The following is a 25920-nucleotide window of genomic DNA, read 5'->3' as shown; positions in this document are numbered from 1 at the left end:
CAGGCCGCGTACTGTGACCCGTCATTAAGAAATGATGATCGCCTGACCTTCCAGTCAGTACGTCTTAACGTCGATCACAGAGAATAAAAAACAACGATGAATAGCCTGATTTCCAAGGATTCCAACGGCCAGCTGGCGCAGGGCTTCAAGCCGCGTCATGTCACCATGCTCTCCATTGCAGGCATTATCGGCGCGGGGCTGTTTGTCGGCTCCGGGCACGCCATCGCGGCGGCGGGGCCGGCGGTGATGCTGGCGTATCTGTTTTCCGGCCTGTTGGTGGTGCTGGTCATGCGCATGCTGGGGGAGATGGCGGTGGCCAACCCCGACACCGGCTCATTCTCGACCTACGCCGACCAGGCCATCGGCCGCTGGGCCGGGTTTACGATCGGCTGGCTGTACTGGTGGTTCTGGGTGCTGGTGATTCCCATCGAAGCCCTGGCCGCCGGGCATATCCTCAACCAGTGGTTGCCGCAGATCGACGCTTGGCTGTTCGCCTTGTTGTCGATCTTTTTGTTGGTGGTCACCAATTTGTTCAGCGTCTCCAAGTACGGTGAATTCGAGTTCTGGTTTGCCATGGCCAAGGTGGTGGCGATCATCGGCTTCATCGGCCTGGGAGGCGCGGTGCTGATGGGCTGGATTCCCGAGCGGGAGGCCAGCGGCTTGAGTCGCCTGATGGAAGAGCACGGCGGTTTCGCGCCTAACGGTTTGTCGGCGGTGGTCGGGGCATTCATCACCATCATGTTCAGCTTTATCGGCACGGAAGCCGTCACCATCGCGGCTGCCGAGTCCAATAACCCGGCGCAGAATATCGCCCGGGCCACCCGCTCGGTGATGTGGCGCATCGGCGTGTTCTACGTGTTGTCGATCTTCGTGGTGATTTCCGTGGTGCCGTGGAATGACCCGCTGTTGGCGTCGGTAGGCTCTTATCAGCGTGCCCTGGAGCTGATGAACATTCCCCACGCCAAGTTACTGGTGGACGTGGTGGTGTTGATTGCCGTGGCGAGCTGCATGAACTCGTCCATCTACATTGCTTCACGCATGCTGTATTCCCTGGGCAAGCGCGGGGATGCGCCCACGCTGATGAAAAAGACCTCCGCCGCGAGTGTGCCGAGGGCCGCCGTGATCGCCAGCACGATCCTCGGGGCTGGCGTGACCTTGCTCAGTTACTTCATGCCCGCCGGATTGTTCCAGTTTCTGCTGGCCAGCTCGGGCGCCATCGCCTTGCTGGTGTACCTGGTGATCGCCGTGTCGCAACTGCGCATGCGCAAGGTCCTGCAACGCCGTAATGTCACCCTGACGTTCAAGATGTGGCTGTTTCCCTGGCTGACCTGGGTGGTCATCGTCTTCATCTGTTGCGCATTGGCGGTGATGCTGTTGACGCCCGAGCACCGCTTCGAGGTGTCGTCGACCATCGGCCTGGCCTTGCTGATTTCCCTGGTCGGCGTGATCACGGCGAGGCAGCCCGACCGCACCCAAAAACCGATCCCCCTGGCTTCGCGCCCATGAACCCCCGGCCGGTCACCTGTTTGGTATTCGTGCTGCTGGATCAGTTCACCCTGATCTCGTTGGCGTCGGCGGTAGAGCCGCTGCGCATGGCCAACCAACTGTCCGGCCAGGAGTTGTATCGTTGGCACACCGCCAGTGTCGACGGCCATCCTGTGTGGGCCAGCGACGGCATGCCCATCACGCCGGACTGTTCCATAGCCGCTGCGCCCTCTGCGGATATCGTTGTGGTGTGCGGCGGCACGGGTATTCAACACACCCTGAGCGATGAGCTGATGAAGTGGCTGCGGACCCAGGCGCGTTATTCCAAGCGCCTGGGTGGTATTTGTACCGGCAGTTGGGTATTGGCTCGTGCGGGGCTGCTCGACGGGTTTGAATGCAGCGTGCATTGGGAATGGCTGGCGGCCATGCAGGAAGCCTTTCCACGGGTGAGCCTCAGCGCCAGCGTGTTCACCCTCGACCGCGATCGCCTGACCAGCTCGGGCGGCACCGCGCCCATGGACATGATGCTGCACCTGATCGGGCGTGAGCATGGGCATGAGTTGTCGGCGGCGATTTCGGACATGTTCGTGTACGAGCGCATGCGCAACGAGCAGGATCATCAGCGCGTGCCGCTCAAGCATATGCTCGGCACCCAGCAACCGAAGCTGCAGGAAATCGTCGCGCTGATGGAGGCCAACCTGGAAGAACCGATCGACCTGGATGAATTGGCCGAGTACGTGGCCCTGTCACGCCGGCAGCTTGAGCGCATGTTCCAGAAGTACCTGCACTGTTCGCCCTCGCGCTACTACCTGCGGTTGCGGCTGATCCGTGCGCGCCAGTTGCTCAAGCAAACCCCCATTTCGATCGTGGAGCTTGCCTTGCTCTGCGGGTTTGTGTCCACGCCGCACTTCTCCAAATGCTACCGCGAGTACTTTGGCGTGCCGCCCAGCGACGAGCGACAGGTGACGGCGGGCGAGCGAGTTGGCATGTTGAGGCCGATGATTCGAGCCGTACCTGTGCCGATGCCAATGAGTGCCCTGGAGCAGGCGCGAGGGGAGTCGACCTTTGCCAGTGTCCGGCTCAAGGCCAGGCGCTGAGGGTACGTTGAGTGGCGCTAATCAGCGACGCTTGCGTTTCGAATTTCAGGCCCCACTCACGCCGGGTTCAAACCCGCATGAACGCCTTGATTCTCTCGCCGCACTGATCGGCGCGAATCATCCCAGGCGCCGCATCCAGCGCAACCAGGCCGTCCTCCATGAAAATCACCCGGTCGGAAATGGACAGGGCGAAGTCCATCTCGTGGGTCACGATCAGCATGGTCATGCCTTCTTTGGCCAGGTCGCCGATGACCTTGAGCACGTCGCCTACCAGTTCCGGGTCGAGGGCTGACGTCGGCTCATCAAACAGCATGATATGTGGATCCATGGCCAATGCGCGGGCGATTGCCACGCGTTGTTGCTGACCCCCAGACAACTGATGCGGATACTTGTGCGCGTGAGCCAGCAGTCCGACCTTGTCCAGCAGGGCGTAGGCGAGCTGCTCGCTGATGAGCTTGTCGCGGCCGTGATAGCGCGGCGCGAGGGTGACGTTGTCGAGAATGGTGCGATGGGGAAACAGGTTGAAGCCCTGGAACACCATGCCGATGTGCTGTACCCCACGGCGTACTTGTAGCGTGTTGGTGTTGTCACCGGCGTGGATATAGCTTTCGCCGAACAGAATGATCTCGCCTTGGTCGATGCTTTCCAGGGCGTTGACGGTGCGAATCAGCGAGGTTTTCCCCGAGCCGGACGGGCCGATGATGGAAACCACCTGACCCACATTTACATCAAGGTTGATGCCTTTGAGCACAGCGTGCTGGCCGTAGCGCTTGTGAATGTCGACCAGTTGCAGGGCGGGTGCCGAGCCAGGCCCGGAGGCTTTCCGAGCGCTTGCCGAAGGAGGGGCGGGTTGTGAGGCGCGTAGGCGCCCCATGCTGGTGTCATCCAGCGTCCGGGGTGTGCGGTTGTTGAGTTCCAGGTGGTGCTCCAGCCAATGAAACAGCCAGCCGAGCACGGTCACGATCAGCACGTAATACACCGCCACAGCCGACAGGGTTTCCATCACCAGGAAGTTTTGCGCGTAAAGGCGCTGGCCCACGGTCAACAGTTCGGTCAAGGAAATCACCGAGACCAGCGAGGTCAGTTTCACCACGGTGATGTATTCGTTGATCAGCGTCGGCAGGGAAATGCGGAACGCCTGGGGAATCACGATCAGGCGCTGCAAACCGATCAGGCCGATGCCCAGCGCGCGGCCGGCCTCTTTTTGACCTTTGGCCACGGATATCAAGCCACCACGGTGGATTTCCGCCATATAGGCCGCTTCGGTGACCACCAGGGCCAACAGGCCGGAATAGAACGGGTTGGACAGGACGCCACGGGTGACCGGGAACATCTGCGGCAGGTTATAGACGAACACCACCAGTACCAGCAGCGGCACGCTGCGAAAGAACCAGATATAAATCGACGCCGGCACGCTGATCCAACGCGCGGCCGAAAGCTTGGCCGAAGCCAGCAGGAAGCCCAGCAGCATGCCGATGAACCAGGCCAGCGTGCTGAGCTCCACCACCGTAATGCAGGCTTTCCAGAAGTCCGAGAGCGAAAACAGTGAAAAAAAGTAAGGCCATTCAAATTGCATGTGTCTCTCCAACTGCTGGCGTCGACACAGGCTTTACCTGGGCCGGGCAGTCAAGCGAAAGCCGCCGACTGTGGGAGCGGCTGCGCTCCCACAGGGCTGCACCGGGTCAGTTAGTCGGTTCTTCGAGGTTGTATTTCTTCAACAGGGCGGTGTATTCACCGGAGGCCTTGCTCGCCTCAAAGGCCTTGAGCAGTGCCTGATAGAGCGCGTCGTTGCCTTTCTTGACGTAAATACCCAGCGTTTGCTGGTAGATCGAGTGCTCGGTGCTCACCACGACGCGGCCCTTGGTGCGTTCTGCGATCATGCCGGCGGCGCCGTCGATCTCCACCTGAGCCTGCACATTGCCGGAGAGCAGCGCCTGGGTTACCTCCGGTGCGGACGGGAACTCGCTGACCATAATCGCGCCCTTGTTATTCGGGGTGCAGTAGTCGGTTGAGAGCGTGTTGAACTGCGTCACCCACGTGGTGCCTTTTTCCAGGCCGACTTTCAGGCCGCAGAGGTCTTCCGGTACTTTCGGTTTCAGCGGGCTGTCCTTCAGCACCATGATCGCTGCGCCGGTCTTGGCGTACGGGATGGTTTGCGCTTGCGTCTGCCGCTGGGGCGTGATGTACATGCCGGAGATGATCGCGTCGTAGTGGCCGGCGTTCAGGCTGAGGATCAGGTTGGAAAACTTGGCGTCGACGAAGTCGGCCTTGAGGTCCAGGTGCTTGGCGAGCAGGTGCGCCAGCTCGGGGTCGGAACCGACGACGTTTTTATGTTCGTCGTATGACTCGAAGGGCGGATAGGTGATTTCCATGCCGACCTTGAGTACGCCGGGTGTCACCGTCGTTGCTGCATGGGCGCCGGCCGCACCAAGGAGTGCGACGGCCAGCAGGGTCAAGCGGACAGCATGATTGATTGGATTGCGCATCATCGATGACTCCACGTCGGTAAAGTAGGGTTGGGCGGGTGGTTAAACAGGGCGGTGTGACCAGGCTGAGGGTTGCATCAGGACGCGTCCTGCGCCTGGCTCTTCAAGTGACCGAAGCTCGACGGCTTGCGTGCTTTCTCGTACAGCTTGAGTTCGCCCCGTTCGACTTTGCGGCGCAGGTACTGATAGGTCTGCAACGCTTGGCCGAACATGTGCTCCCCGATGGTGATTTCCTCGTAATCCTTAGCGCCTTCAAGAAACTGTGGCAGTGGCTTGATCTGCGTATGGAAGTCGCACGCGTAGAAGAGTGGGAAGGCGTAGCGCTCTTCGCTGACGGTTCGCACTCGGTGAGCCGTAGCGACGAACGCACCCGCGGTCATGACCTCCAGCATGTCGCCGATGTTGACCACAAAGGCACCGTCCACGGGCGGCGCATCAATCCATTGCCCTTGATCGTTCATCACCTCGAGGCCTGGCTTGTCGGCAAGCAAAATGGTGAAGCACTCGTAGTCGGTATGCGCACCAATGCCGGGTGCGTCTTGGGCGGCCAGGTCAAAGGGGTAGTGAATCAGGCGCAGTTTCGACGGTGGGCGGGTAACCAGTGCCTCGAAATAGTCCTCTTCAAGGCCCAATGCGAGCGCGAAGCCCTTGAACAGGCGACGCCCCAGCGCAAACACCGCAGCGTAGTACGCTTCGACGGCGGGACGGAATCCCGGCAGGTCCGGCCATTCATTGGCCCCGATCAAGGGGGTCCCGGCCCTGACCAGCGGATCGTCTTCACCCACTTCAAAACCGATATCGAACGCCTCCTTGTGGTCCGGTTTGCCTTTGGCATAGACCTCTTCGCCTTCAGGCACAAACCCCTTGTGGCTGCGGGAGGTGCCGATGTAATGCTGCATCTTGTACTCAAGAGATTGCGCAAACAGGTCCTTCGCCGCGTGACGCAAGCCGTCGATCAGCGACGACTCGATGCCGTGGTTCTTGATGTACAGAAAACCCACTGCGCGGGCGGCGTTACCGAGTTCTTCGGCCACTGCCTGGCGCTGTGTGATGTCGTCGCTGTACAGCCCGGCGATGTCCACCAGCGGAATGCGATTGAAGTTGGCGGCCTTTGGCGTTTGGTCAGGCATGAAGTAACGCTCCTTATCGGGTTGAGGCACCGCTGAAGCGCCGGAAATGCTCGCGCTCGGTAGTTGCCATCCATACGTTCAGCGACCACAGGTCGGCCACCGGCACATTGGTGAAGGGCAGGTGATGCAGGTAGCCGTCGGCACCAAACTCCGGTGTCAGCGTGCTGACCTGATAGCCGCGACTTTCCTGGGATCGCCAGATGGCCTCCCAATGCTGCTGATGGAAGGCCAGCGCTTGGGTGTACTCGGGAGCGGCGGGGTGTGGAACCTGGGGCCCCTGGTCATAACCGACCCGGGCTTGAATGTGGTGAACGCGCTCGACGAAAGCGCTGAGGTCATCTTCCGGATCGTTGAGCAGGCGCTCGCAGGTGACGACCCAATGACTGATGTCGCTGGTGAAGCGCAGGTCCGGCAGTTGGCAAATCAGCTCGAGGGTGACCCAGGGGTTGAACAACGAGCGCGCACGATGGGTTTCAAAGGCGCACACCTGGCCGTGCTTGCGCGCGACGTCCATTGCGCGGCCAAAGAAGTCGACTTGCTGTGCCAGTGGCCAGCGGTCGTTGCCAGCCAGCAGGTTGATGAAGCGCGGCGACAACTCAGCCGCCCAAGCGAGTTTTTTATCGAGGTCCAGCAGGTGTTCGTCGACGCTCGCCGATTGTTGCGGCAGCACATCGTAGGCGCTGAAGACAGTACTGATATAGCTGACGTGGTTGGCGCGTAGAAAGGCTGCGAACTCGGCGCGTTCGCTGGCGGTCATGGGCAGGCGGGCTTCCATGCCATCGAACCCGGCTTCAAGCAACTCTTCGAGCGCTTGTGCCTTGCTCGCGGTGTAGCCCCACAACGTCCGGAATATTTCCAACTTCATCGATCTGCTCCAAAGGTGCCTTCGCATGATTGACACAGCGGCGTTTCGGCGTGGACCGAAACGCACAAAAACGGCAGTGACAATCAGAAAAGGCAATCTTCGGGCCGCATCTCTGTGGAAAGGCTCCTTTGTTGCCGCCAATAGTAGGGAGAGGCGCTTGGCGGAAAGAATAGGGAAGTGCAAATAGATAGTTCAGAGATTTCTAAACTATTGAGGGGCGACGCGTAACGCGCGGGTGACTGCGAATCTGAAGGCGACGGTAAAGCCGCCTCCTGCTTTATGGCTACTGGGCGTTCAGCCCGTCGAGAAACTCTGTGTGTTACAACGTCCTGGAAAACATCGGCAGCGTGAAGCGTTCTGCGGCCTGTTGTTGTTCGTCGGTGAAGGTCGCGGTGCAATCGATCAGGGTCACCACGTTATAGCCCTTCTCATAACCCGATCGAACCGTGCCTTCGACACAGCAATTGGTCAGGAAGCCCGCCACCACCAGGGTCTGGATGCCGTTGTTGCGCAGCACCAGGTCCAGGCCTGTGGTAGCAAAACCGTCCAGCCCGCGCTTGCCCTCCACGAGGATGTCGCCGGCTTCCCGGGTAATCGCCTCGCTGATGTCGACGCCCCAACCGTTCATGTACGGGTTGAATCGAGCCAGACCGTGACACTCAGTCCGCGTTGTTGCGCGGTATCGGTAAACGACAATTGGACGCGTGCCCCGGTGCGCTCGGTGATCGCCTTGACGATGGACAAACCGAGCCCCGAGCCCGCCTCATCGGTGCCCAGGCCTCGATAGAACGGATCGAATACCCGTGCCTGTTCCTCGAGGGGGATTCCAGGCCCTGAGTCCTGGATCAGCAGCTTGACCGCACCGGGCGCCGACGCCACCGACAGATCGACGCGGCCGCCCGCTGGGGTATAGCGGATCGCGTTATCCACCAGGTTCTTGACCAGGGTAAACAGGTCCATCCGGTTGAAGGTGAGGTGCACATCCTGGGTGCTTTCGACGCCAATATCGAGCTGTTTGCATTCAGCCAATGGCAACAGGTCTTCCAGGACCTGTCGGTAGATTTCATGCACTGACACCACGCTTTGATCCCGGGCTGCCTCCGATTGCGCCGCGGCCAGGCTCAGCAGTTGGTCGATCAATTGGCGTCCGCGCTCGATACCCCGTGAAAGAGGCAGCAAGCGCTCGCGGGTCTGGGATGACATGTGCGTGGCGGCCAGTCGTTCGGCCTGCAGGGACAGGGCGGTCATGGGCGAGCGCAATTCATGGGCCGCGTCGGCAACGAAACGGCGTTGGTTGTCCATGGACCGGGCAACCCGTGCCAGCAAGCGATTGATGGCCACCACAAACGGGCGGATTTCGGTGGGCAGATGCTGTTCATGTATCGGGTGCAGTTCCTGTTCGGCGCGCTGATCTATTTCCGCCGACAGGCTGGCGATGGGGCGAAACAGCTTGCGCACCAGGTCGCCGACGACCAGCAACAGCACGGGAAACAGGATCAGGAACGGCAGCAGGCTGCGCCAGGCGCTTTCTCGTGCATCGTTGTCGCGGGCGTCGGACTCCTGGGCCACCGCAATACGCTCGCCGTTGGCGGTGGTCCTGACCAGTACACGGAAAGCCTCGCCCGCCACCTCGACCGTGGACAACCCTTCGGCCAAGTTGGCCGGGAATGGCAGTGGAATGACCTCATCGGTGAGACCCGAGGGATCGATACCGTCGCCAAGGTGTTGAATGATCAACCGGGACTCTTCGTCGTCGCCGTCGATGGTGGTGCCTTGCGGGTACTGCAGGGTCATGTGCTGGCGATCAAACAGGATCGCCACCTGGCGCAGGGTGTCGTCCTGCTGTTCGTGGGCTTCTTCGAAGGCTGAGACGAATGCAAACCCGCTGGCAATCAAGGCGACCAGCAAAATGGCCAGCGACAGGGCCACCGAAAGCCGCAGTTGTACCGATTCACTCAAGCGTTTCTTGACACCATCCATCCCATGCCCCTGACGTTCTTGATCACATGACTGCCCAACTTGCGCCGCAAGGCGTGAATCAGGAACTCGATGGCGTTGCTTTCAACTTCATTGCCCCAACCATACAGGCGCTCTTCCAGTTCGCTGCGCGAGAGGATCGCACCGGGACGGATCAACAGGGCTTGCAGCAGCGCGAACTCGCGGCTGGATAGCGCTATATCGCTGAGTTCGACGGTTGTCGCTTGCTTGGACAGCAAGTCCAGCGAGACCACGCCATTACTGAGCACGGGTAATGCATTGCCGCCCTTGCGGCGCAGCACGGCACGCATGCGCGCGAGCAATTCCGCCATGTTGAACGGCTTGAGCAGGAAGTCGTCGGCGCCGCCATCCAGGCCGCGCAGGCGATCATCCAGGCTGTCTCGGGCGGTAATGATCAGCAAGGGCACCGGGTTGTTACGCTCGCGGATGGTCGCCAGCACGTCGAGGCCGTCCTTGCCGGGCAGGCCAAGGTCCAGCAGCACCAGGTCATAGTGATGGGTGTCGAGTGCGGCCAGGCCGCTGAGGCCGTTCTTGACCCAGTCCGCGGCATAGCTGGCGTCGCTGAGTGCGCGCTGGATAGCATCGCCAATCATCGAATCGTCTTCGACCAACAGTATCCGCATGTCCCTCTCCGCAAAAAAACAGGCGCGGCAGGGCTGACTGTCGCGCCTGTATTGAAGCACCTGCGCGGGTATTTGTCCGCACCGGACGGTATCAGCCTTTCATCGCGTCGAATGCCTTGAGCAGGTCGTCCATAGCAGCCTTGCAATCAGCCTGTTTCGGGCTGCTGTCACGCAGTGCCGACAGGGCACGGTCGATGGCTTTGTCCAGTACATGCCAGTCACTGGCCGCGCGCGGCTTGATGCCGGCTTCGGCCGAGTCCCAGGTGGACTCCAGGTCTTTGATCCGGGCTTTCGCGCCAGGCAGGTCGTTTTTGTCGACCAGGCCGGCCACTTCGACGGCGATGCTGCGGAACTCGGACAGGTCGCCCAGTTTCGAGGCGGCCTTGCCCTGGCTGTTGGTCGAACCTGGCGTGACGGGGGCCTGGGGTTTATCGGCAGGTTTCGAGCAGCCGGCAGCGATACCCAACAACAGGATCGAAGCGGCGATTGCGGCGCGGCGAATAAGGTTTTGAACAGGGCGCATGATGAGGTCCTTGAGGGTAATTGAGTTATGGGCGCAGGGTTCTGCGGTTGCCGACGCCGATTTGTGCGACGGCCACCAACAGGACAATCACGCAGAGGAAGATCGCGCTGGTCCAACTGGCGCCCATGCCCAGGCCGCCGTAGGTCTTGGCCTGGGTCAGCAAGTCGCCGAGGGAGGCACCGAAGGGGCGAGTCAGGATGTAAGTGATCCAGAAGGTCAGGACCACATTGGCACCCAGGCGCCAGGCGAGCAGGGTTGCGCCGATCATCAGCGCAAAAATCACCGCGCCCAGGGTGAAGCCCAGGCCCAGCGCTTCGGTGGCCAGGTCGCCGGCGGCGGTGCCGAGCGCGAAGGTGCACAACACGGTGGCCCAGTAGAACACCTCGCGCCGTGGGGTCACGATGGCCCGGATCGACAGGCTGCGTTCGGTGCGGTACCAGACCAGGAAGTTGAGGGCGAGCAGGACCGAGAAGATCACCGTGCTGGTATACAGGCTGACGTCGAGTTTATCGGTGAGGATGTCGGTGATCTGCGTCCCGACAATGCTCACCAGCACCACGGTCAGCCAGTAGATCCAGGGGGTGTAGGCTTTGGTGCGCAGCTGGAAAAACAGCGCGATGGCCAACAGGGCGGCCATGCCGATGCTGGTCCAGCCGGCACCCAGGCCCGCATCGACGGCGAGATAGTCCGCGCCGGTTTCGCCCACGGTGGTGGACAGGATCTTGATCACCCAGAATGACAGGGTCACCTCGGGTACTTTGTTCAGCCAGCGGGCTGCTGTGGCATTCATCGGGTTTACCTCTCCTGTGCGCGGTGGTGGCGCAGGGGAGAAGGTACGGCACGAAACTTAGCCGGGACTGAGGGCCGGCGACCTATGCGGAAAATACATGCGCCACGCCGATTGTCGTCAGCTGCACCGTGCTGCCGGTCAAGGGCGCCTGCAGGCCCGAACTGCGTACCAGGATCGTGCGCCCCGGTGCGCCATCGTCAGGCTGCAGCGCCACGGTCAGGGTGCAGGTGTTCCCGCCAAAATCACGCTCGGTCACCACGCCCTGGCAGCCGGCGCCTGACCCCGTGCTGACCTGCAACTGCTCGGGGCGCAGCATGATCTGTGCAACGGGACAATTGTCCAGGCTGTTGACCGCGATACGGCCCAGTTCGCAATGGGCCCATCCGGCTTCGAGCCTGGCAGGCAGGATCACTGCATCGCCCAGGAACAAGGCGGTCTGTTGGTCGCCGGGGGACTGGTACAGGTCCATCGGATGGCCGGACTGCACCAGGCGTCCCTGACGCATCACGGCCAGTTGATCGGCAAACGACAGCGCCTCACTCTGGTCGTGCGTCACCAGAATCGTGGTAATACCGGCGTCGCTCAGCAGCCGTGCGACCATCTTGCGCATCGCTGCTCGCAGGCCGGTGTCCAGCGCCGAAAAGGGTTCATCCAGCAGCATTAGGCGTGGTTGTTGCGCCAGTGCACGGGCCAGGGCCACCCGTTGTTGCTGCCCGCCGGACAGTTCGTGGGGCCAGCGCCGCGCCATGCTGGCGTCAAGGGCCACGCTGTCCATCAGTTCGGCGATGCGTGTTTCGCGTTGCGCGCCCTTGGCGGCCAGGCCAAAGGCGATATTGTCGGCCACGCTCATATGCGGGAACAGCGCACCGTCCTGCGGCACATAACCGATCTGGCGTTGATGGGCCGGGACGGCGTGCGTGGCGTCGACCAGCAGTTGGCCATTGAGCGCAAGGCTGCCGCTATCGGGAAACTCGAATCCGGCGATCATCCGCAGCAGCGTGGTCTTGCCTGAACCTGACGGCCCGACGATCACCGTTCGGCTGCCGGTGGGCACCGACAGGTTGACGTCGGCCAAGGCGCGCTGGCTGCCGAAGGACTTACAGATTGCATTGAGTTCGAGGGCGTTCATCGGCCAGCCGTGCGTTTGGATTGGTGATAGAGGAGGCCGGTCAACGGCAGGGACAACAGGATCATGATCAGCGCGTAGGGGGCTGCGGCGGCGTAGTCAATTTCACTGGTCATTGCCCAGAAGCCGGTGGCCAGGGTGCGGGTGCCGTTGGGGGCCAGCAGCAATGTGGCGGTCAGCTCATTGGTGATCGCCAGGAACACCAGTGCGGCACCGGCCGCTGCACCTGGTGCGGCCAGGCGCAGGGTGATCAGCCAGAGTGCACGGGCGGGCGAGCGGCCGAGGCTGCGTGCCATGTGTTCCAGCTCCACCGGCGCCTGGGCGATTCCGGCCCGCAAGCTCACCAGCGCCCTTGGCAAAAACATCAGCAGGTAGGCGAGCAGCACGGTGATCGTGGTCTGGTAGATCGGTCGCGCGAAGTGAATGGTCACGGTCACCAGTGCCAGCGCGACGACGATGCCGGGCAAAGAGCTGGTGATGTAGTTGCAGCTCTCCAGGATGCGCTGCAAGCGCCCTGGCGCACGTATCGACAGCCAGGCAATCGGTACCGCCGCGCCGGTGGTCAGCAGCGCTCCGGCAGCGCCGAGCAACAGGGTTTGCTCGAGGGCCGGCAGCAGTTCATTCATCTGCCACACGGCCACGCCGCCGGCGACCAACCATTTGCCCAGGGTGATCAGCGGCACACCCAGGGCCAGCGCGCAGGTGAACGCTTGCAGGCCAAGGGCGGCGATGCGGATGGGAGTGCCCAGGCGCAGGGTGCGCTGGTCCCGGGCACTGCCCGAGCCGACCCGTGCATAACGCGCGGCACCGCGGGCCGCCGATTCGATCGTCAGCATCGCCAGGCAGCACAGTGCCAATACCGCCGCCAGCATGTTGGCGGCCGGGCCATTGAAGGTCGACTTGAACTGGTCGAAGATCGCCGTGGTGAAGGTGTCGAAGCGGATCATCGCGTACAGGCCGTATTCGGCCAGCAGGTGCAGGCCCACCAGCAGCGCGCCGCCGCAGATCGCCAGGCGCAACTGCGGCACCACCACCCTGAAGAACACCGCCCAGGGTTTGAGCCCCAGGGATTCGGCTACGTCTTCGATAGCAGGATCGAGCCGCCGCAACGTGGCCGCCACTGGCAGGTACAGAAACGGAAAGTAGGCGATGACCGAGACCAGCACGCCCGCCGGCAAGCCATGGATCGACGGCACCAGGCTGACCCAGGCATAGCTGTGCACAAAGGCCGGCACCGCGAGGGGAGCCACTGCCAGCAATGACCACAGACGGCGTCCCGGCAGGTCGGTGCGTTCGGTCAACCAGGCCAGCGCGACGCCCAGCGCCACGCACAAGGGCAGGGTGATGACCACCAGCAATACGGTGTTGACCAGCAACTCGGCAACCCGAGGCCGGAACACCAAGGCCTCGATCTGTGCCCAGCCGATTTGCCAGGACACACCGATCACGAAGGCGATGGGCAACAGGGCCAGCAGCGAAACCAGCACCGATAAACCGGTGACCCATGCGCCGCCACGCCTGAAAAAACGCGCGTGGCTGCGCTGTGAAGGTCGCGCGGGTATCGACCGGGCGGCAGCCGCCTCCAGGGTTTCAGGCAACAATCAGAGGAGTCCGGCCTGGGTCATCAATGCGACGGCTTTTTTGCTGTCGAGTTTGGACGCATCAACCTTGGGAGCATCGAGCTGCGTCAGCGGTACCAGCTTGGGGTTCGACTCGGCGTTCCGGCCCACGGCGTACTCGAACGAATTGCCGCTCTTGAGAATCGCCTGGCCGTCCGGGCCGGTGATCCACGCCAGGAAAGCCTGGGCCTGCTCCTTGTGTGTGCTGGAGGCCAGCACGCCGGCACCGGAGATGCTGACGAACGCGCCCGGGTCCTGGTGCTTGAAGTAGTGCAGTGAAGTGTTCTTGCTGTTTTCGCCGGTCTTGGACTGATCGACGAAGCTGTAGTAGTGGTAGATCACGCCACTGTCGACCTGGCCGGCATTGACGGCCTTGAGTACCGCACTGTTGCCGCGGTAAATGCTCGCGTTGGCTTTCATTGCCTTGAGCCAGTCGAGGGTGGCGGCCTCGCCCTTGAGTTCGAGCACGGCAGCGACGATCGCCTGGAAGTCGGCCCCGGCCGGGGAGGCGGCCCAGCGGCCTTTCCAGTGTGGAGAGGCAAGGTCCATCAGGGATTTGGGCAGGTCGGCTTCCTTGAGCGCGCCCGGGTTATACACAAACACCGTCGAGCGCGCAGCGATACCCACCCATTTGCCGTGGGCCGGACGATAGGCTGCACCGACCTGTTCCAGGGTGGTCGGCGCCACGGGGGCAAACAGCCCGGCGTTATCGACCAGCACCATCGCCGGTGAGTTTTCGGTGAGGAACACATCGGCCGGGGAGGCAGCACCTTCCTGCACAATCTGGTTGCCCATCTCGGTGTCATCGCCATTGCGGATGGTCACCGGAATCCCGGTTTCCTGGGTAAACCCTTCGACCCACGCCTTGGTCAGGCTCTCGTGCTGGGCGTTGTACACCACGATGCCAACGCTGTCGCTCGCGGCATAGACGTGCCCGGCCGCAAGCAGCGCGCCGACCAGCAGGGCTTTTTCAAGGAACGACGGAAAACCGATAGTCATGAGAGGGCAAGCTCCTGATGGTGAGGGTGTGCTTGAGGAATATAGCTGGAGATTCCTGACCAATAGGAATCATTTGCATGCTGAGGCGCGGCGAATGTAGAGCCGGGAATGAAAAAAAAACGTGAAAAAAAGGTGAGTTTTACCGAGCGCGCCCCACGGTGTTTGCAGGCATGTGTCATTCACCCGAAATGGCGCGCTACGGCAATTACTAAGTTCTGAAGCGAAGCACCAGGTCGTTCAGGTTTACAGCCAACCGTGACAGCTCATTACTTGCCGTCAGCGTCTGGCGAGTGCCTTCGCTGCTTTGAACGGCAAGGTCGCGGATGCTTATCAGGCTGCGATCCACATCACGCGCTACGTGAGCCTGTTCCTCGGAGGCGGTTGCGATCTGGATATTGCGATCGTTGATTTCGAGTACGGAATCTATGATCTGGCGCAGCGACTGGCCGGCTTGCTCCGCCGTATCTCGCGTGCTGTAGACCTCAGACGTGCTCATCTGCATCGATTCGACGGCGGCTGAGGAGCCTGTTTGAATCGTCGAGATCATCTGTTCAATTTCCTGGGTAGAGGTTTGGGTGCGGTGCGCCAGTGCCCTGACTTCGTCGGCGACCACTGCAAAACCGCGGCCTTGTTCTCCTGCGCGGGCTGCTTCAATTGCAGCGTTCAACGCCAGCAGATTGGTTTGCTCGGCAATCGCCCGGATAACGCCGAGTACCTTGCTGATGTCTTGCGCCTGGCCTGCTAGCGCTTTTACCTGCTCCGAGGAAACTTCGACTAACCCCGTCAGGCCGCGCATGGCCGTGAGCGTTTCAGTGACCCTTTTATTGCCAAGATCGGCTGCCAGGCTGGACTGCATTGCGGCTTCCGAGGTGGAGTTGGCATTGCGGGCAACCTCTTCGACAGCAGCGCTCATCTCGGTGACGGCCGTGGCAGCCTGCTCTATCTCGCTGTTCTGCTGTTGCAAGGTGCGATCAGCACTTTCCGTGATCGAAATCATCTCGACGGCAGCGCTGCTGAGTTGAGCTGAGGCGCCTGATATTTCCAGTATCGTGCTCCGGAGGTTCTTCTGCATGATATTGAGCGCATGCATCAAGCGGGATGCTTCATCCGAACCGGTGACTTCCAGGTCATGGGTAAGGTCGCCGGCCGCGATATCTTCCGCCAGTTTCAGGGACGAACTGATGGGGTTCACAATACTGTTGGTGAACAACGTGGCCAGCAGGGTAGTGAGCGCAAAAGCCACCACCAGCACAGCTATCAGTACCCTGACGCTATGGGTATAAACCTCTGCTGCATCCTGCCCCGACAAAACCGCCTGGCGTGCATTTTGCTCACGTAGAAGTGTGAGCTGCTCTTGATAGGCACTGGCCCGCTGTGCCTGCTCGGTGTTGGCGAACGAGATCGCTTGTTCATGGTCAGGCTGATCGAGGGCGAGTACTTTTTTCAGGCCCTCAATGTAGGCATCCATTGTTTGGCTGGCCTTCTCAAACTGCAGTTGATCCTGTTCGCCGGAGATCAGGTTGTCACGATAAAACGCGCTCTTCGCTTCAAGCGTTCGCATGGCCTCTTCGACCTTTGACAGCGACGCATCATGCACGTCTTTGGAGGTACTCGAGAGCATGCGGATACTCTCAAGGCGCGCATGCAGAAGGGCGATCTGAATATCGTCAATCACCTGGATGCTCGGCAGGGAGTTTTTCTCGATGTTCTGCTCCGCCGTGCGCAAATGACCGATTTGTAAATAGGAGAAGCCTGCCAAACTGATCAGCAAGAGGGTGATCAGACCGAAGCAGACGAACGCTCTGCGCGCGATATTCAAGGATCTTAGTTTCATATAGGCCTCCGAAGGCCGAGGTGTCAGGGGAGGGGGCAGCCCCTGCGTCAGTTTTTGTTGATCACGAACAAGGGCTGCCTTTGCAGGCGGCACATTGGCGCTGACTGTCATCCTGGCGGCGATGCGTACAGTGAGGAATTCAAAAAAATGAATCGAGGTGATAGTTGCGATAAATTATTGCGCGCTAATCGTTAGTCTATTAAATATTTCCGTGGGCGCCTGATCCTTTGTCAAAGCGGCCGGACATTCGTGGGAAGGAAACAAGGGCCTGCATGAGGTTAATCAGGCAAGCCCTTGATAGGTGGATGTTCAGGGTGGCGCTATGCGTCAAAACTCGGTTATGACGGTTACCCCTGCCGTCTCGAAGCGGTCCATGTTCGTCAGCGCGTCGATGGACTGTTCCAGGCTGATGGTTTTGCCCACGAGTTTTTCAGGCGCCAGCTTGCCTGAGGTGATCATCTCGATCATGGCGCCATAGCGATGCGCCTGCATGCCGTGGCTACCGTAGATCTCAAGTTCGTGGGCGATGACCTTGCTCATGGGGATGGCCGGCGTGGCGTGATCAGCGAGCATCAACCCGACCTGGACGTGCTTGCCGCGACGGCGCAGGTTGTTGATGGAGTTGAAACAGGTGGTTGGGTGGCCCAAGGCGTCCAGCGATACGTGGGCACCGCCCTGGGTGATTTCCAGCACGGCTTCGGTGACGTCCGCGACGCACTGGGCATTGATGGTGGCGACAGCGCCGAGGGCGCGTGCCAGATCGAGTTTTTCCTGGGAAATATCGATGGCGATCACGTTCGCGCCAATGGCCTGGGCGATCATCACCGCAGACAGGCCTACACCTCCGCAGCCGTGTACCGCGACCCACTGACCGGCGCTGACGTTGCCTTGGTCGACGACTGCACGGAACGAGGTGGCGAAGCGACAACCCAGGCTTGCGGCGGTAGCGAAGTCCATGCTCTCAGGCAGCGCGACCAGGTTCAGATCGGCCTGATGGATGCCGACGTACTCGGCAAACGACCCCCAATGAGTGAAGCCCGGCTGGAATTGCGTGTGACACACCTGCTGATTGCCGCTGTTGCACTGCGCACAAGCACCACAGCCACCCACGAACGGCACGGTCACTCGGTCACCGACCTTCCACCGCGTGACGTCGTGGCCCACCTCGGCCACGATGCCGGCCAGCTCATGACCCGGTACATGGGGCAGTTCAATGTCGGGGTCATGACCTTTCCAGCCATGCCAGTCGCTGCGGCACACTCCGGTGCCAAGCACCTGGATCACTACACCATGGCGTTCCGGGGATGGATCGGCCACGTTCATCAGGCGCGGCGGTTTGGAAAAGGCTTCGTAGACGACTGCTTTCATTCAAATTACCTAGGCTTGGAGGGGCGATTCAGGCATTGCCATTATGAATGAGCGCCTTGAAATTACCCTTCAAGTTGCCATTGACCGAACGCAAGAATTGAAATTAGCCTTCATTTTTAAGTATGAATTTGAGGGGTTATTTCATGATTGAACAACTCGATAAAGCGGACATTGCAATATCGGAGCGTTTGCAGCGGGACGGCAAGCTGTCGAATGTCAAGCTGGCCGAGCAGCTGTCCCTCAGCGAAGCGTCCTGTTGGCGCAAGCAAAGACGCCTGGAAGAATGCGGGGTTATCGAGGGATACCAGGCCATTCTCAATCGAAAGAAACTTGGGCTGGGCCTGAAGGCGTTTGTCCAGATCTCCTGCACGGATCACAGCGAAGAAGCCACGACAACGTTTGAAAAGATTATCCAGGCGGCCCCGCAGGTATTGAGTTGCCATAACACAACGGGGGAGGCGGACTTTCTCCTTGAGGTGGTTGCACGGGACCTGGACAGCTATAGCCGCTTTGTCGAAACAGTGCTGAGGAAGCTCCCGGGGGTTTCCAGTATTCGCTCGAACCTTTCCCTGCGCGAGATGAAGACCACTCATCGACTGCCCGTCAGCGAGCTCTTGAGCATCTGAAGGCGGTCGGGCACGTCGAGAGCCATCGTTCGTCCGGACAATCGAGCATTTCGGCACTGTTATCGAGCATTTCGGCACAGTCTCCCGGTTTTGTTCAACCTAGACTCGAGCTTCACTTTCAGACTCAGATGGAGCCGCGATGAACATCAGATTGATCCTGCCAGCACTTTCCATGGCCGTCACACTCAGTGGCTACGCTGCGGATTTCTCACTGACCAGCCGGGATATTGCAGACAACCGCCCGCTGACCCGTCGCGAAGTGTTCCAGGGCTTCGGTTGCGACGGGGGCAACACGTCTCCTGAGCTTTCGTGGACAAACGCCCCGGCAGGGACCAAAAGCTACGCGATCACCGTTTACGATCCCGATGCCCCCACCGGCAGCGGTTGGTGGCATTGGACGGTGGTCAACCTGCCAGCCTCCACCCATAGTTTGCCCAGCGGCGTGGGGGCGAGCCTGCCTGCGGGTGCAGTACAAGGGCGAACCGATTATGGCCAGCCGGGGTTCGGTGGCGCTTGCCCTCCTGTCGGCGATAAACCTCATCGCTATCAATTCACCGTGTGGGCCTTGAAAGTCGATAAGCTACCGCTCGACAACCAGGCCAGCGGAGCCTTGGTCGGTTATATGCTCAACGCCAACGTCCTGGCCAAAGCGACCATTACTTCCACTTACGGACGTTAAGAACCATGCGCCCTTGTGACGGCATACAGCACCGGGAAAATATTATCGATGCCTGTGTCATACGGGCGCGACATGCCCTTACCTTGCCCAGGGTGCCGGTGTTCGTGACCACCTTGTGTCGAGTGCGGCAGGGGGAAAAACTGTTGCAATGGGATGACCGGGAAATGCGCGCAGGGCCTCGGCATCTGATTCTGATGCCGGCCGGGCGCGAGCTGGGTATCTCAAACTTCCCCGGCCCTCAGGGTCACTACATCGCCGATGCGGTGACCTTTCCCGTCTCGACATTGCGTCAATTCAGCAGTCGATATAGCCAGCAGATCAAGAGTGGTCGCGGGGCACTGAAGAGCGATCTATGCGTTCCCCTGGACAGGCACACCACCCAGGCATGGGAGCAGTTGCTGGTCGCCATCCATGCAAACGCCCCGCAGGCGCTCTGCACACATTATGGGGAAGCGGTGCTGCTGAGCCTATGCCTTGGCGGCCAGGTCGGACCTTTGCTGATGGGGCGCAACGATCCCTTGTGCGAGCGGGTGCAGCACCTGGTAATGGCCAACCCGGAGCGAGACTGGACGGTTGCGAGCATCGCACAGCACATGAACCTGGGGGAGTCGACCTTGCGTCGCCAACTGGCGAACGAGGGGAATAGTTTCAGGAACATTCTGGAGGGCGTTCGACTGTCGACAGCATTACAACGGCTGCAGACAACGTCTCGCCCGATCGGCGAAATTGCCGGCGCCTGCGGCTACGCCTCGGCCTCACGTTTTGCCGTGCGTTTTCGCTCACACTATGGCCTGTCACCCCGTGAATTGCGGGCTGCGATTTGAACCGTTGCGGGAGGGCGTCCCCCCGTCTGCCGGCCGGCAGTGTGAGCCAGGTGTTGACGTCTATCGGTGGGTAGCGGACCAGACTGTCTGGCGATAGTGCTACTGTCTACGCAGTCCCCCCGGAGCCTGCTGGATGCCCCATCAAACTTCAGTTCACCCCATCGCAACGCCTCCCGCCGCGCCAGGCCCTGAAAAACCGCGCGCTCACCCACCTATGTGGCATGGCAATCCGGACTTACCCACCTTCGGCAGCACTGGGGCGGCCATATTGGGTTTCTGTTTTGTGCTGCTTATGTTCCTGCCGGTCATAGGGGTGACGGTGCTGATCCTTTTCGGTCTCGAAGCGATGCAAGGCGCATCGTCCAGCGATGGGGCGAGTCCCACCACGTCGCCTCTCATCCTGGCTATGCTTGGTGTTGTTGTGCTCATGGGGCTGGTTTTCGCGTGGATGTTCTCTGCGTCCAGAGTGCTGGCCTTCACCTTTGACGAAAACCGGCAACTGCTGACTCTCACCGTCACCCGTCGCGGCCGTAAACCCGCCGAAGTGCAGGTGCCCTTCAGCGATATCATTTGTATCAGCCCTTACCTGCTCGCCAGTTATGACCGCCATGGCCATTTCAGCGTCGTGTGTCAGGGGCGGAGGGGCAAGGAGTTCGAATATCGATTGGCTGAGGGGACTTCTCTGGAAGACATGGAACTTCATGCTGCATGGCTGCGCGCAATAATAGGCGAACGGATGCATGAACCAATGAATCTGGACAAATGAAGCACGTTCGTTCAGGCAACGGCTTAGGTGTTTCAGTGCACGGCTTCGGGGCTTGGGTGGATTTCTGTAGAGGTTGCCGGGCCCTCAAGCGCAATAACCTGGAAACTGCCTCGTCCCTTGCCGCGTGGCTCAAGGATTACCAGTTGGCGCTCTAACTGACCTGGGCGGCCAGCATTCCCTCGACCCGGGGAGCGGCGTTGAAGTCGAGCATGGACATGAAGCTGTCCATCAACGGTGATTCGTTGTGGGTGTTCCAGCTCATGTACAGGCCGATGGCCGGGTTGGGGGAGGCGGTCACGGGGCAGATCCGGCGGAACAGGACCTTCTCGCGCATGATTGAGTTGGCAATCGACTCAGGCACCAGGGCAACGCCGAAACCGCAGGCCACCAAGCCGATCAAGGTATGGATCTGCGCGGCCTCCTGCACCACCTTGGGGTAAAAACCGGCGGCGTCACACAAGGCGATCAGCTGGCTGTGATAGCCGGTGCCCAGGGCTTCGGGGGTGAATACGAAGTCTTCCCCGGCGAAATCCCTCAAGTCGATCGGACCTTCCTTCGCCTTCGGGTGATGGGCGGGCAGCGCCATCACGATCTCTTCGTCCAGCAACAGGCGGGACTCGACGTTTTCCGCCGAGATCGGCAACTTGCGCATGAAGGCAATATCCGCCTCTCCCGACAGAATGGCCTTGGCCTGGCTGGAAGAGGGCATCTCCTTGATGATCAACTGGACTTTGGGGTAGGTCTCGCGGAACTGGCGCAGGGTACCGAGCAGTGACTCGTAGTAGGTGATCGACACCGCAGTCACCGTGAGTTTGCCGGCAATGCCCTCGGAGACCTGGCGTGCATGTTCGATGCCCAGCTCCAACGCCTTCAACGTGCTGTACGCGGCGCTCTGGAATGCACCGCCTGCCGGGGTCAGCTTGACCCCGCGTTTATTGCGCGTGAACAGACTGAACCCCAGTTTGTCTTCCAGCCGATTGATGGCTTGGCTCAACGGAGGCTGGGCCATGTGCAGGCGAATGGCAGCCTTATGGAAATGCAGCTCTTCAGCCACGGCGATGAATTGGCGCAGCAGGCGGGTTTCGATCATTTCTTCTGTTCCTTCATTTGAACTGATCTGTGGACTGGGTGCGGCAAGGGTACCGGTAAACAGGCACTCGACTAAGGAATAAACATTGGCCTGAAGGGACCATTCGGGTTGAGCATCAACTTGATATGAACCAGGTATCAACTTGCGCCGCCGTTAGTATTAAACAGCGTGAATATACATTGTTAAGGTGAGGTGGCACTCAAGAGGAAACAGCCAATGAACTTTACAGGAAAGACGGCCGTTGTAACGGGCGCTGGCCGAGGGCTCGGTTTTAGTTATGCGCAGGCGCTAGCCACGTTGGGCGCCAATGTCGTGATCAGTGATATCGGCGCAGACAAGCTGGGCGCCGGGGGCGATGGCTCCATCGCCATGGAGGCTGCGCAAACCCTCAGGGACAAAGGTTTCAACGTGGTGGGGCATCATGGCGACTTGTCCAGCGAACAGGGTTGCGAGCAATTGGTGGCAACGGCCATCGAGGCGTTTGGCCAACTCGATATCTTGATTCACAACGCCGGTTGGGTCGGTTATCAAGCGATTGAAGAGGCCGATGCAACCTTCATCGGCCGCGCGGTGGATATCAATATCTATACCCCCGTGTGGTTATGCAAACATGCCTGGAAACACCTCAAGCAGTCTGCTGCCGCACGGGTCGTGCTGACGTCATCCGACCGCGCGATGTACCAGCAATATGCCCAACCGGGCCTGGTGGCGTATGCCGCCGGCAAGATGGCACAACTGGGCATCATGAATGCGCTGAGCATGGAAGGCACGGAGGCCGGCATCCTCGTCAATGCGGTATCCCCGGTGGCCAAGACCCGCATGTGGGGCGTGACGGGCGAGCCGGAGAACCTCAAGCCTGAATGGGTGACGCCTGGCGTGGTGTTCCTGGCGTCGCAGCACTGCCAGGACTCCGGTTATGTCCTGCGTGCCAGCAATGGCCAGTTTACGGCGACGCGGTTTGTCGAAAACCCGGGTGTCGACTACCCCGTCGATCTGGCCCGAGTAAAGGCCACCAATGCCGAACAAGTTGCCCGGCTTTGGGACCAAATCAAGGAGTGTTGAATATGCCTGCTCAGGAAGAGCTCCAACTGTTTTCAGCGTGCCAGGCCGACCTGGGTGAAAGCCCGGTCTGGGATGAAACCCATCAGTGCCTGCTGTTTGTCGACATCAGTGGCGGCCAGATCAATGCCCTGGACCAACAGGGTCACCTGACGCGGCTGTATAAGTCGCCTGCGCGCATTGGCGCCTGGCATTGACTGAAAAGGACAACCTGATTTTCACCCAGAATGCTGGCGTTGCCATCCTCGATCGCACCAGCCTGCGGGTCATCCAGAACTCGAAGCTGGCCATTACGCTGTCGTCCTATCGCTTCAATGACGGTGCATGCGACCCTCAGGGCCGCTTCATCACCGGCTGATGGATGAAGGTCACAGCCGCACTACGGGCAAGCTCTATCGCTACGACGCCGGCCTGAATGCCTCGGTGATACTGGACGGCGTCAGCCTGCCCAATGGACTGGCGTGGGCAAGTGAGGGCAGCGAGTTGTTTTTCGTGGACTCGGTGGCCCGCACTCTCTACCGCGCTCCGTAGCAGCTGCCGAGCGCAAGCGAGGCTGCGTCGGCACACCGCCGATGTCAGGGGTTTTCCAGGTCATGCCCCAACGACTGGATAAACAACGAAAACAGTTCCGGCTGTGACGAGATGTCCAGCTTCGCGTACAGATGCCGGCGGTGCACTTTCACTGTATCCGGCGAGATATGCAGGCGTTCGGCCATGGCCTTGGACGAGAACCCGCGCAGTACCAGGCGGGCGATTTCCAGTTCGCGGTCCGAAAGTACACCGCAGCCGAATTGGCTCAGCGCATCCCGGATCTGGCTGTCCATGGCCGGCAAACGCCGGGTGCTTTGTTGCCAGTGCTGCTGCATCAACGGCAGCACCCAGGCCGACAGGGTGGTCATCAGCCCGGTTTCCTCAACGCTGAATCGCCGCTGCATGCCCAGTGACAGCGACAACGTCCCCGCGCCCGGCAATTGCAGGATCAACTGCACCTCGTCTTCCAGCACATTGTCGTGAAAGTAACTGAGGAAATATTCGCTCTGGCGAAAATGGTCCGGCGCCACTTCCTCAAGGCGATACACACCGCTGGCATAACCCTCGCGACAGGCCTGGAAGAACGGATCGAGCAAATACAGGCCATTGAGGTACACCAGCATCGACGCCGGCTTGCTGCTCGGCTGGGCGTCGTATTCTTCCAGGGCCTGGGGCGGGCCCTCCACGGGGTAGAAGATCGCCAGCGCGTTATCGAAGGGCACGCACTGGTGCAACAACAGCACCAGCTGTTTCCAGAAACGCTCGGTGCCGATGTGCGCAACGGTGCGGCCAAGGCCGGCGTGCATGCCGACTTCACGAAACAGGCTCATGTAGCAGGCTCCCGCCAACAAAAGATCGCCCCAAGGGTTCGGCTTTTGCCGGGTGCCGTCAAGGGGAGTACGCCAATAGGGGAATTGGCTGGCACTAGCCCAACCGTTAACGTCGGTAGCATTCAGCGGGAAACATATCCCGCCACGTTCAGACCTTTCGTTTCTGCCTCACACCAAGAACAACGACAGAGGATAACGATATGAGCACTTCCCCCACGCCCGATGGCGTGCTGAAACCCACCCTGAGCGTCTTCGATGTGGTGGCCATCACCGTTTCAGCGGTGACCCCCGCCAGTTCCGTCTTCGTGATCGCGCCCTTTGCCATCCAGCAGGCCGGCAGCGGCGTGTTCCTGGCGTTCGTGATGGCAGGGCTGCTGGCGCTGATGTTCGCGTTTTGCTACGCCGAACTGGGCCGCGCCCATAACAGCGCCGGTGGCGAGTATGTGTATGCCAAGCGCGTGTTCGGTGGCATGGCCGGCTACGCGACGTTCCTGACCGTGCTGGTGATGCTGTTGTTTATTCCGCCGGTATTGGCCACCGGTGCCGCAACCTATCTCAACAATGCCCTGGGTACCACCTTCGACGCGCAAACCGTGGCCCTGGTGATCGTGGTGTGCAGCTACGCCCTGGGCATCCTCAATATCAAACTCAACGCCTGGATCACCGGGACCTGCCTGCTGCTGGAAGTCGCGGCGTTGCTGGTGATCGTGTGCATCGGCTTCGGTAACCCGGTGCAGCCCGCCAGCGTGCTGTTTCAACCCCAGATCGTCGAAAACGGTGTATTGCACCTGGCGCCTTGGGCCCTGGTGATAGGCGCGGTAGGCATTGGCCTGTTTTCCTACAACGGTTACGGCCCCGCCGTATTGCTGGCCGAAGACATGAAATGCGGGGGCAAGGGCGTACACAAGGCGGTGCTGTGGTCCCTGGGCCTGGTGGTGGTGATCGAGCTGGTGCCGATCACGGCGCTGTTGATCGGCGCGCCGTCACTGAGTGCGATGATCAGTAGCCCGGACCCCATCGGCTACCTGCTCACCAGCCATGGCAACGAAACCCTGTCGCGCCTGGTCAGTGCGGGGATCTTCCTGTCGGTGTTCAATGCCATCGTCGCCATCGTTATCCAGATCGGCCGCGTGGTGTTCAGCAGCGGGCGCGATGCATTGTGGACGCCTACCATCAACAAGCTGTTCACCCGCATTCATCCGCGCTGGGATTCACCCTGGCTGGCCACGCTGTTCCTGGCGATCCCGTCGGCGTTGCTGAGCTTCAGCTCCAACCTGGCCGACCTCACCTCGTTCAGCGTATTGCTGATCATATTGGTGTACCTGGTGGTGGCGTTGAGCGCGCTGATGAGCCGCGTGCTGCTGCGCGACCGTGAGCATCCCTATCGCATGCCGCTGTGGCCGTTGCCGGCGCTGCTGGCTGTGCTGGGCGCGGGTTACTTGCTGGTGACCTTGATCTACGCCGCGTCAGTACGCGACATCATGATCATCATCGGCTTGCTGGCCCTGTCGGTGATTCTGTATTGCATCAGCGGCCGGTCGAGTCCGGCCTTTCAGAAATTGTAAGGAGTGG

25 protein-coding genes and 1 pseudogene are annotated in these 25920 nt (G+C 60.5%); 10 read left to right on the top strand and 16 right to left on the bottom strand.

The features are described from left to right. Positions 1-96 precede the first annotated feature (96 nt). Entirely contained in the window at positions 97-1506 is a 1410-nt protein-coding gene (gene gabP / locus AC07OT_RS02185) for a GABA permease (RefSeq protein ID WP_027606665.1), read from the top strand. Next, the gene (gene gbdR, locus AC07OT_RS02180; RefSeq protein WP_495107313.1) at positions 1503-2582 is read left to right on the top strand and encodes a choline metabolism transcriptional regulator GbdR; all 1080 of its coding nucleotides are present in this window, start codon (positions 1503-1505) and stop codon (positions 2580-2582) included. Before gabP ends, gbdR begins: the two co-directional genes overlap by 4 nt. 67 nt (positions 2583-2649) lie before the next feature. Here gbdR and AC07OT_RS02175 read toward each other — a convergent pair whose 3' ends face one another. The 14 genes from AC07OT_RS02175 to AC07OT_RS02110 form a co-directional block, all read right to left on the bottom strand. Further along, positions 2650-4158 (bottom strand): amino acid ABC transporter permease/ATP-binding protein, encoded by a 1509-nt coding sequence (locus AC07OT_RS02175; RefSeq protein ID WP_495107312.1) that lies wholly within the window; start codon positions 4156-4158, stop codon positions 2650-2652. Between the two features lie 106 nt (positions 4159-4264). Continuing rightward, on the bottom strand, positions 4265-5068 hold the full coding sequence (locus AC07OT_RS02170) for an ABC transporter substrate-binding protein (protein WP_495107517.1): 804 nt from the start codon (positions 5066-5068) through the stop codon (positions 4265-4267). 77 nt (positions 5069-5145) lie between these two features. Next, the gene (locus AC07OT_RS02165; protein ID WP_495107311.1) at positions 5146-6198 is read right to left on the bottom strand and encodes an isopenicillin N synthase family dioxygenase; all 1053 of its coding nucleotides are present in this window, start codon (positions 6196-6198) and stop codon (positions 5146-5148) included. Positions 6199-6211: 13 nt separating this feature from the next. Beyond that, positions 6212-7063, bottom strand: a complete 852-nt coding sequence (locus tag AC07OT_RS02160; RefSeq protein WP_495107310.1) for a sugar phosphate isomerase/epimerase family protein — start codon at positions 7061-7063, stop codon at positions 6212-6214. A gap of 319 nt (positions 7064-7382) precedes the next feature. Then, entirely contained in the window at positions 7383-7691 is a 309-nt protein-coding gene (locus AC07OT_RS02155; protein WP_495107309.1) for a cysteine hydrolase family protein, read from the bottom strand. After that, positions 7688-9043: an ATP-binding protein gene (locus AC07OT_RS02150; RefSeq protein ID WP_115487381.1), complete on the bottom strand. Its 1356-nt coding sequence runs from the start codon at positions 9041-9043 to the stop codon at positions 7688-7690. Before AC07OT_RS02150 ends, AC07OT_RS02155 begins: the two co-directional genes overlap by 4 nt. Further along, positions 9019-9684, bottom strand: coding sequence for a response regulator (locus AC07OT_RS02145; RefSeq protein ID WP_115487380.1), 666 nt, complete (start codon positions 9682-9684; stop codon positions 9019-9021). The genes AC07OT_RS02150 and AC07OT_RS02145 overlap by 25 nt, the downstream gene beginning before the upstream one ends. A 91-nt stretch (positions 9685-9775) precedes the next feature. Continuing rightward, positions 9776-10207, bottom strand: coding sequence for a hypothetical protein (locus AC07OT_RS02140; RefSeq protein ID WP_027606657.1), 432 nt, complete (start codon positions 10205-10207; stop codon positions 9776-9778). A 25-nt stretch (positions 10208-10232) separates the two neighbouring features. Continuing rightward, positions 10233-10997 (bottom strand): COG4705 family protein, encoded by a 765-nt coding sequence (locus AC07OT_RS02135; protein WP_115487379.1) that lies wholly within the window; start codon positions 10995-10997, stop codon positions 10233-10235. Between the two features lie 82 nt (positions 10998-11079). Further along, positions 11080-12126 carry an ABC transporter ATP-binding protein gene (locus AC07OT_RS02130; RefSeq protein ID WP_115487378.1) on the bottom strand — a complete coding sequence of 349 codons (1047 nt, stop codon included), beginning with the start codon at positions 12124-12126 and terminating at the stop codon, positions 11080-11082. After that, positions 12123-13721, bottom strand: coding sequence for an ABC transporter permease (locus AC07OT_RS02125; protein ID WP_373682403.1), 1599 nt, complete (start codon positions 13719-13721; stop codon positions 12123-12125). Before AC07OT_RS02125 ends, AC07OT_RS02130 begins: the two co-directional genes overlap by 4 nt. Positions 13722-13724: 3 nt before the next feature. After that, positions 13725-14741, bottom strand: coding sequence for an iron ABC transporter substrate-binding protein (locus tag AC07OT_RS02120; protein WP_495101460.1), 1017 nt, complete (start codon positions 14739-14741; stop codon positions 13725-13727). A 208-nt stretch (positions 14742-14949) separates the two neighbouring features. Continuing rightward, positions 14950-16575, bottom strand: coding sequence for a methyl-accepting chemotaxis protein (locus tag AC07OT_RS02115; protein ID WP_495107308.1), 1626 nt, complete (start codon positions 16573-16575; stop codon positions 14950-14952). Positions 16576-16902: 327 nt separating this feature from the next. Further along, on the bottom strand, positions 16903-17943 hold the full coding sequence (locus AC07OT_RS02110; protein WP_137212280.1) for a zinc-dependent alcohol dehydrogenase family protein: 1041 nt from the start codon (positions 17941-17943) through the stop codon (positions 16903-16905). Between the two features lie 143 nt (positions 17944-18086). Here AC07OT_RS02110 and AC07OT_RS02105 point away from each other — a divergent pair, with 143 nt between their 5' ends. The 4 genes from AC07OT_RS02105 to AC07OT_RS02090 all read left to right on the top strand — a co-directional run bounded on the left by AC07OT_RS02105 (position 18087) and on the right by AC07OT_RS02090 (position 20838). Continuing rightward, positions 18087-18569, top strand: coding sequence for an Lrp/AsnC family transcriptional regulator (locus AC07OT_RS02105; protein WP_495107307.1), 483 nt, complete (start codon positions 18087-18089; stop codon positions 18567-18569). Positions 18570-18708: 139 nt separating this feature from the next. Then, entirely contained in the window at positions 18709-19248 is a 540-nt protein-coding gene (locus tag AC07OT_RS02100; protein WP_495107306.1) for a kinase inhibitor, read from the top strand. Between the two features lie 5 nt (positions 19249-19253). Next, positions 19254-20072 carry a helix-turn-helix transcriptional regulator gene (locus tag AC07OT_RS02095; protein WP_495107305.1) on the top strand — a complete coding sequence of 273 codons (819 nt, stop codon included), beginning with the start codon at positions 19254-19256 and terminating at the stop codon, positions 20070-20072. 133 nt (positions 20073-20205) lie between these two features. After that, complete coding sequence (locus AC07OT_RS02090; RefSeq protein WP_495107304.1) at positions 20206-20838, top strand: hypothetical protein; 633 nt, start codon at positions 20206-20208, stop codon at positions 20836-20838. A gap of 151 nt (positions 20839-20989) precedes the next feature. Here AC07OT_RS02090 and AC07OT_RS02085 read toward each other — a convergent pair whose 3' ends face one another. Continuing rightward, positions 20990-21928: a LysR family transcriptional regulator gene (locus AC07OT_RS02085; RefSeq protein ID WP_495107303.1), complete on the bottom strand. Its 939-nt coding sequence runs from the start codon at positions 21926-21928 to the stop codon at positions 20990-20992. Between the two features lie 216 nt (positions 21929-22144). On the opposite strand from AC07OT_RS02085, the gene AC07OT_RS02080 reads away from it, so the two are divergent. The 3 genes and pseudogenes from AC07OT_RS02080 to AC07OT_RS02070 all read left to right on the top strand — a co-directional run bounded on the left by AC07OT_RS02080 (position 22145) and on the right by AC07OT_RS02070 (position 23518). Beyond that, entirely contained in the window at positions 22145-22990 is an 846-nt protein-coding gene (locus AC07OT_RS02080; RefSeq protein WP_495107302.1) for an SDR family NAD(P)-dependent oxidoreductase, read from the top strand. A gap of 2 nt (positions 22991-22992) precedes the next feature. Then, positions 22993-23184: an SMP-30/gluconolactonase/LRE family protein gene (locus AC07OT_RS02075; RefSeq protein WP_495107301.1), complete on the top strand. Its 192-nt coding sequence runs from the start codon at positions 22993-22995 to the stop codon at positions 23182-23184. Then, positions 23181-23518: pseudogene (locus AC07OT_RS02070) on the top strand (SMP-30/gluconolactonase/LRE family protein). Before AC07OT_RS02075 ends, AC07OT_RS02070 begins: the two are co-directional and overlap by 4 nt. Before the next feature lie 44 nt (positions 23519-23562). Here AC07OT_RS02070 and AC07OT_RS02065 read toward each other — a convergent pair. Next, positions 23563-24348, bottom strand: a complete 786-nt coding sequence (locus AC07OT_RS02065; protein ID WP_495107300.1) for a helix-turn-helix transcriptional regulator — start codon at positions 24346-24348, stop codon at positions 23563-23565. 200 nt (positions 24349-24548) lie between these two features. On the opposite strand from AC07OT_RS02065, the gene AC07OT_RS02060 reads away from it, so the two are divergent. Continuing rightward, a complete protein-coding gene (locus AC07OT_RS02060) occupies positions 24549-25913 on the top strand; it encodes an APC family permease (RefSeq protein WP_281112764.1) in 1365 nt (454 codons plus the stop codon). Positions 25914-25920 lie beyond the last annotated feature (7 nt).

The organism is Pseudomonas sp. GW821-FHT09C10 (genome assembly GCF_059418085.1).
This window is presented reverse-complemented; position numbering and strand designations above follow the sequence as displayed.

What these genes read in the sequence shown, in the direction of transcription:
- AC07OT_RS02100 (WP_495107306.1), top strand. Translation starts at nt 18,709, where the DNA reads ATGAACATCAGATTGATCCTGCCAGCACTTTCCATGGCCGTCACACTC.
- gabP (WP_027606665.1), top strand. Translation starts at nt 97, where the DNA reads ATGAATAGCCTGATTTCCAAGGATTCCAACGGCCAGCTGGCGCAGGGC.
- AC07OT_RS02075 (WP_495107301.1), top strand. Translation starts at nt 22,993, where the DNA reads ATGCCTGCTCAGGAAGAGCTCCAACTGTTTTCAGCGTGCCAGGCCGAC.
- AC07OT_RS02170 (WP_495107517.1), bottom strand. Translation starts at nt 5,068, where the DNA reads ATGCGCAATCCAATCAATCATGCTGTCCGCTTGACCCTGCTGGCCGTC.
- AC07OT_RS02140 (WP_027606657.1), bottom strand. Translation starts at nt 10,207, where the DNA reads ATGCGCCCTGTTCAAAACCTTATTCGCCGCGCCGCAATCGCCGCTTCG.
- AC07OT_RS02155 (WP_495107309.1), bottom strand. Translation starts at nt 7,691, where the DNA reads ATGAACGGTTGGGGCGTCGACATCAGCGAGGCGATTACCCGGGAAGCC.
- AC07OT_RS02110 (WP_137212280.1), bottom strand. Translation starts at nt 17,943, where the DNA reads ATGAAAGCAGTCGTCTACGAAGCCTTTTCCAAACCGCCGCGCCTGATG.
- gbdR (WP_495107313.1), top strand. Translation starts at nt 1,503, where the DNA reads ATGAACCCCCGGCCGGTCACCTGTTTGGTATTCGTGCTGCTGGATCAG.
- AC07OT_RS02175 (WP_495107312.1), bottom strand. Translation starts at nt 4,158, where the DNA reads ATGCAATTTGAATGGCCTTACTTTTTTTCACTGTTTTCGCTCTCGGAC.
- AC07OT_RS02065 (WP_495107300.1), bottom strand. Translation starts at nt 24,348, where the DNA reads ATGAGCCTGTTTCGTGAAGTCGGCATGCACGCCGGCCTTGGCCGCACC.
- AC07OT_RS02085 (WP_495107303.1), bottom strand. Translation starts at nt 21,928, where the DNA reads ATGATCGAAACCCGCCTGCTGCGCCAATTCATCGCCGTGGCTGAAGAG.
- AC07OT_RS02105 (WP_495107307.1), top strand. Translation starts at nt 18,087, where the DNA reads ATGATTGAACAACTCGATAAAGCGGACATTGCAATATCGGAGCGTTTG.
- AC07OT_RS02165 (WP_495107311.1), bottom strand. Translation starts at nt 6,198, where the DNA reads ATGCCTGACCAAACGCCAAAGGCCGCCAACTTCAATCGCATTCCGCTG.
- AC07OT_RS02090 (WP_495107304.1), top strand. Translation starts at nt 20,206, where the DNA reads ATGCCCCATCAAACTTCAGTTCACCCCATCGCAACGCCTCCCGCCGCG.
- AC07OT_RS02080 (WP_495107302.1), top strand. Translation starts at nt 22,145, where the DNA reads ATGAACTTTACAGGAAAGACGGCCGTTGTAACGGGCGCTGGCCGAGGG.
- AC07OT_RS02060 (WP_281112764.1), top strand. Translation starts at nt 24,549, where the DNA reads ATGAGCACTTCCCCCACGCCCGATGGCGTGCTGAAACCCACCCTGAGC.
- AC07OT_RS02095 (WP_495107305.1), top strand. Translation starts at nt 19,254, where the DNA reads ATGCGCCCTTGTGACGGCATACAGCACCGGGAAAATATTATCGATGCC.
- AC07OT_RS02160 (WP_495107310.1), bottom strand. Translation starts at nt 7,063, where the DNA reads ATGAAGTTGGAAATATTCCGGACGTTGTGGGGCTACACCGCGAGCAAG.
- AC07OT_RS02130 (WP_115487378.1), bottom strand. Translation starts at nt 12,126, where the DNA reads ATGAACGCCCTCGAACTCAATGCAATCTGTAAGTCCTTCGGCAGCCAG.
- AC07OT_RS02145 (WP_115487380.1), bottom strand. Translation starts at nt 9,684, where the DNA reads ATGCGGATACTGTTGGTCGAAGACGATTCGATGATTGGCGATGCTATC.
- AC07OT_RS02115 (WP_495107308.1), bottom strand. Translation starts at nt 16,575, where the DNA reads ATGAAACTAAGATCCTTGAATATCGCGCGCAGAGCGTTCGTCTGCTTC.
- AC07OT_RS02150 (WP_115487381.1), bottom strand. Translation starts at nt 9,043, where the DNA reads ATGGATGGTGTCAAGAAACGCTTGAGTGAATCGGTACAACTGCGGCTT.
- AC07OT_RS02120 (WP_495101460.1), bottom strand. Translation starts at nt 14,741, where the DNA reads ATGACTATCGGTTTTCCGTCGTTCCTTGAAAAAGCCCTGCTGGTCGGC.
- AC07OT_RS02135 (WP_115487379.1), bottom strand. Translation starts at nt 10,997, where the DNA reads ATGAATGCCACAGCAGCCCGCTGGCTGAACAAAGTACCCGAGGTGACC.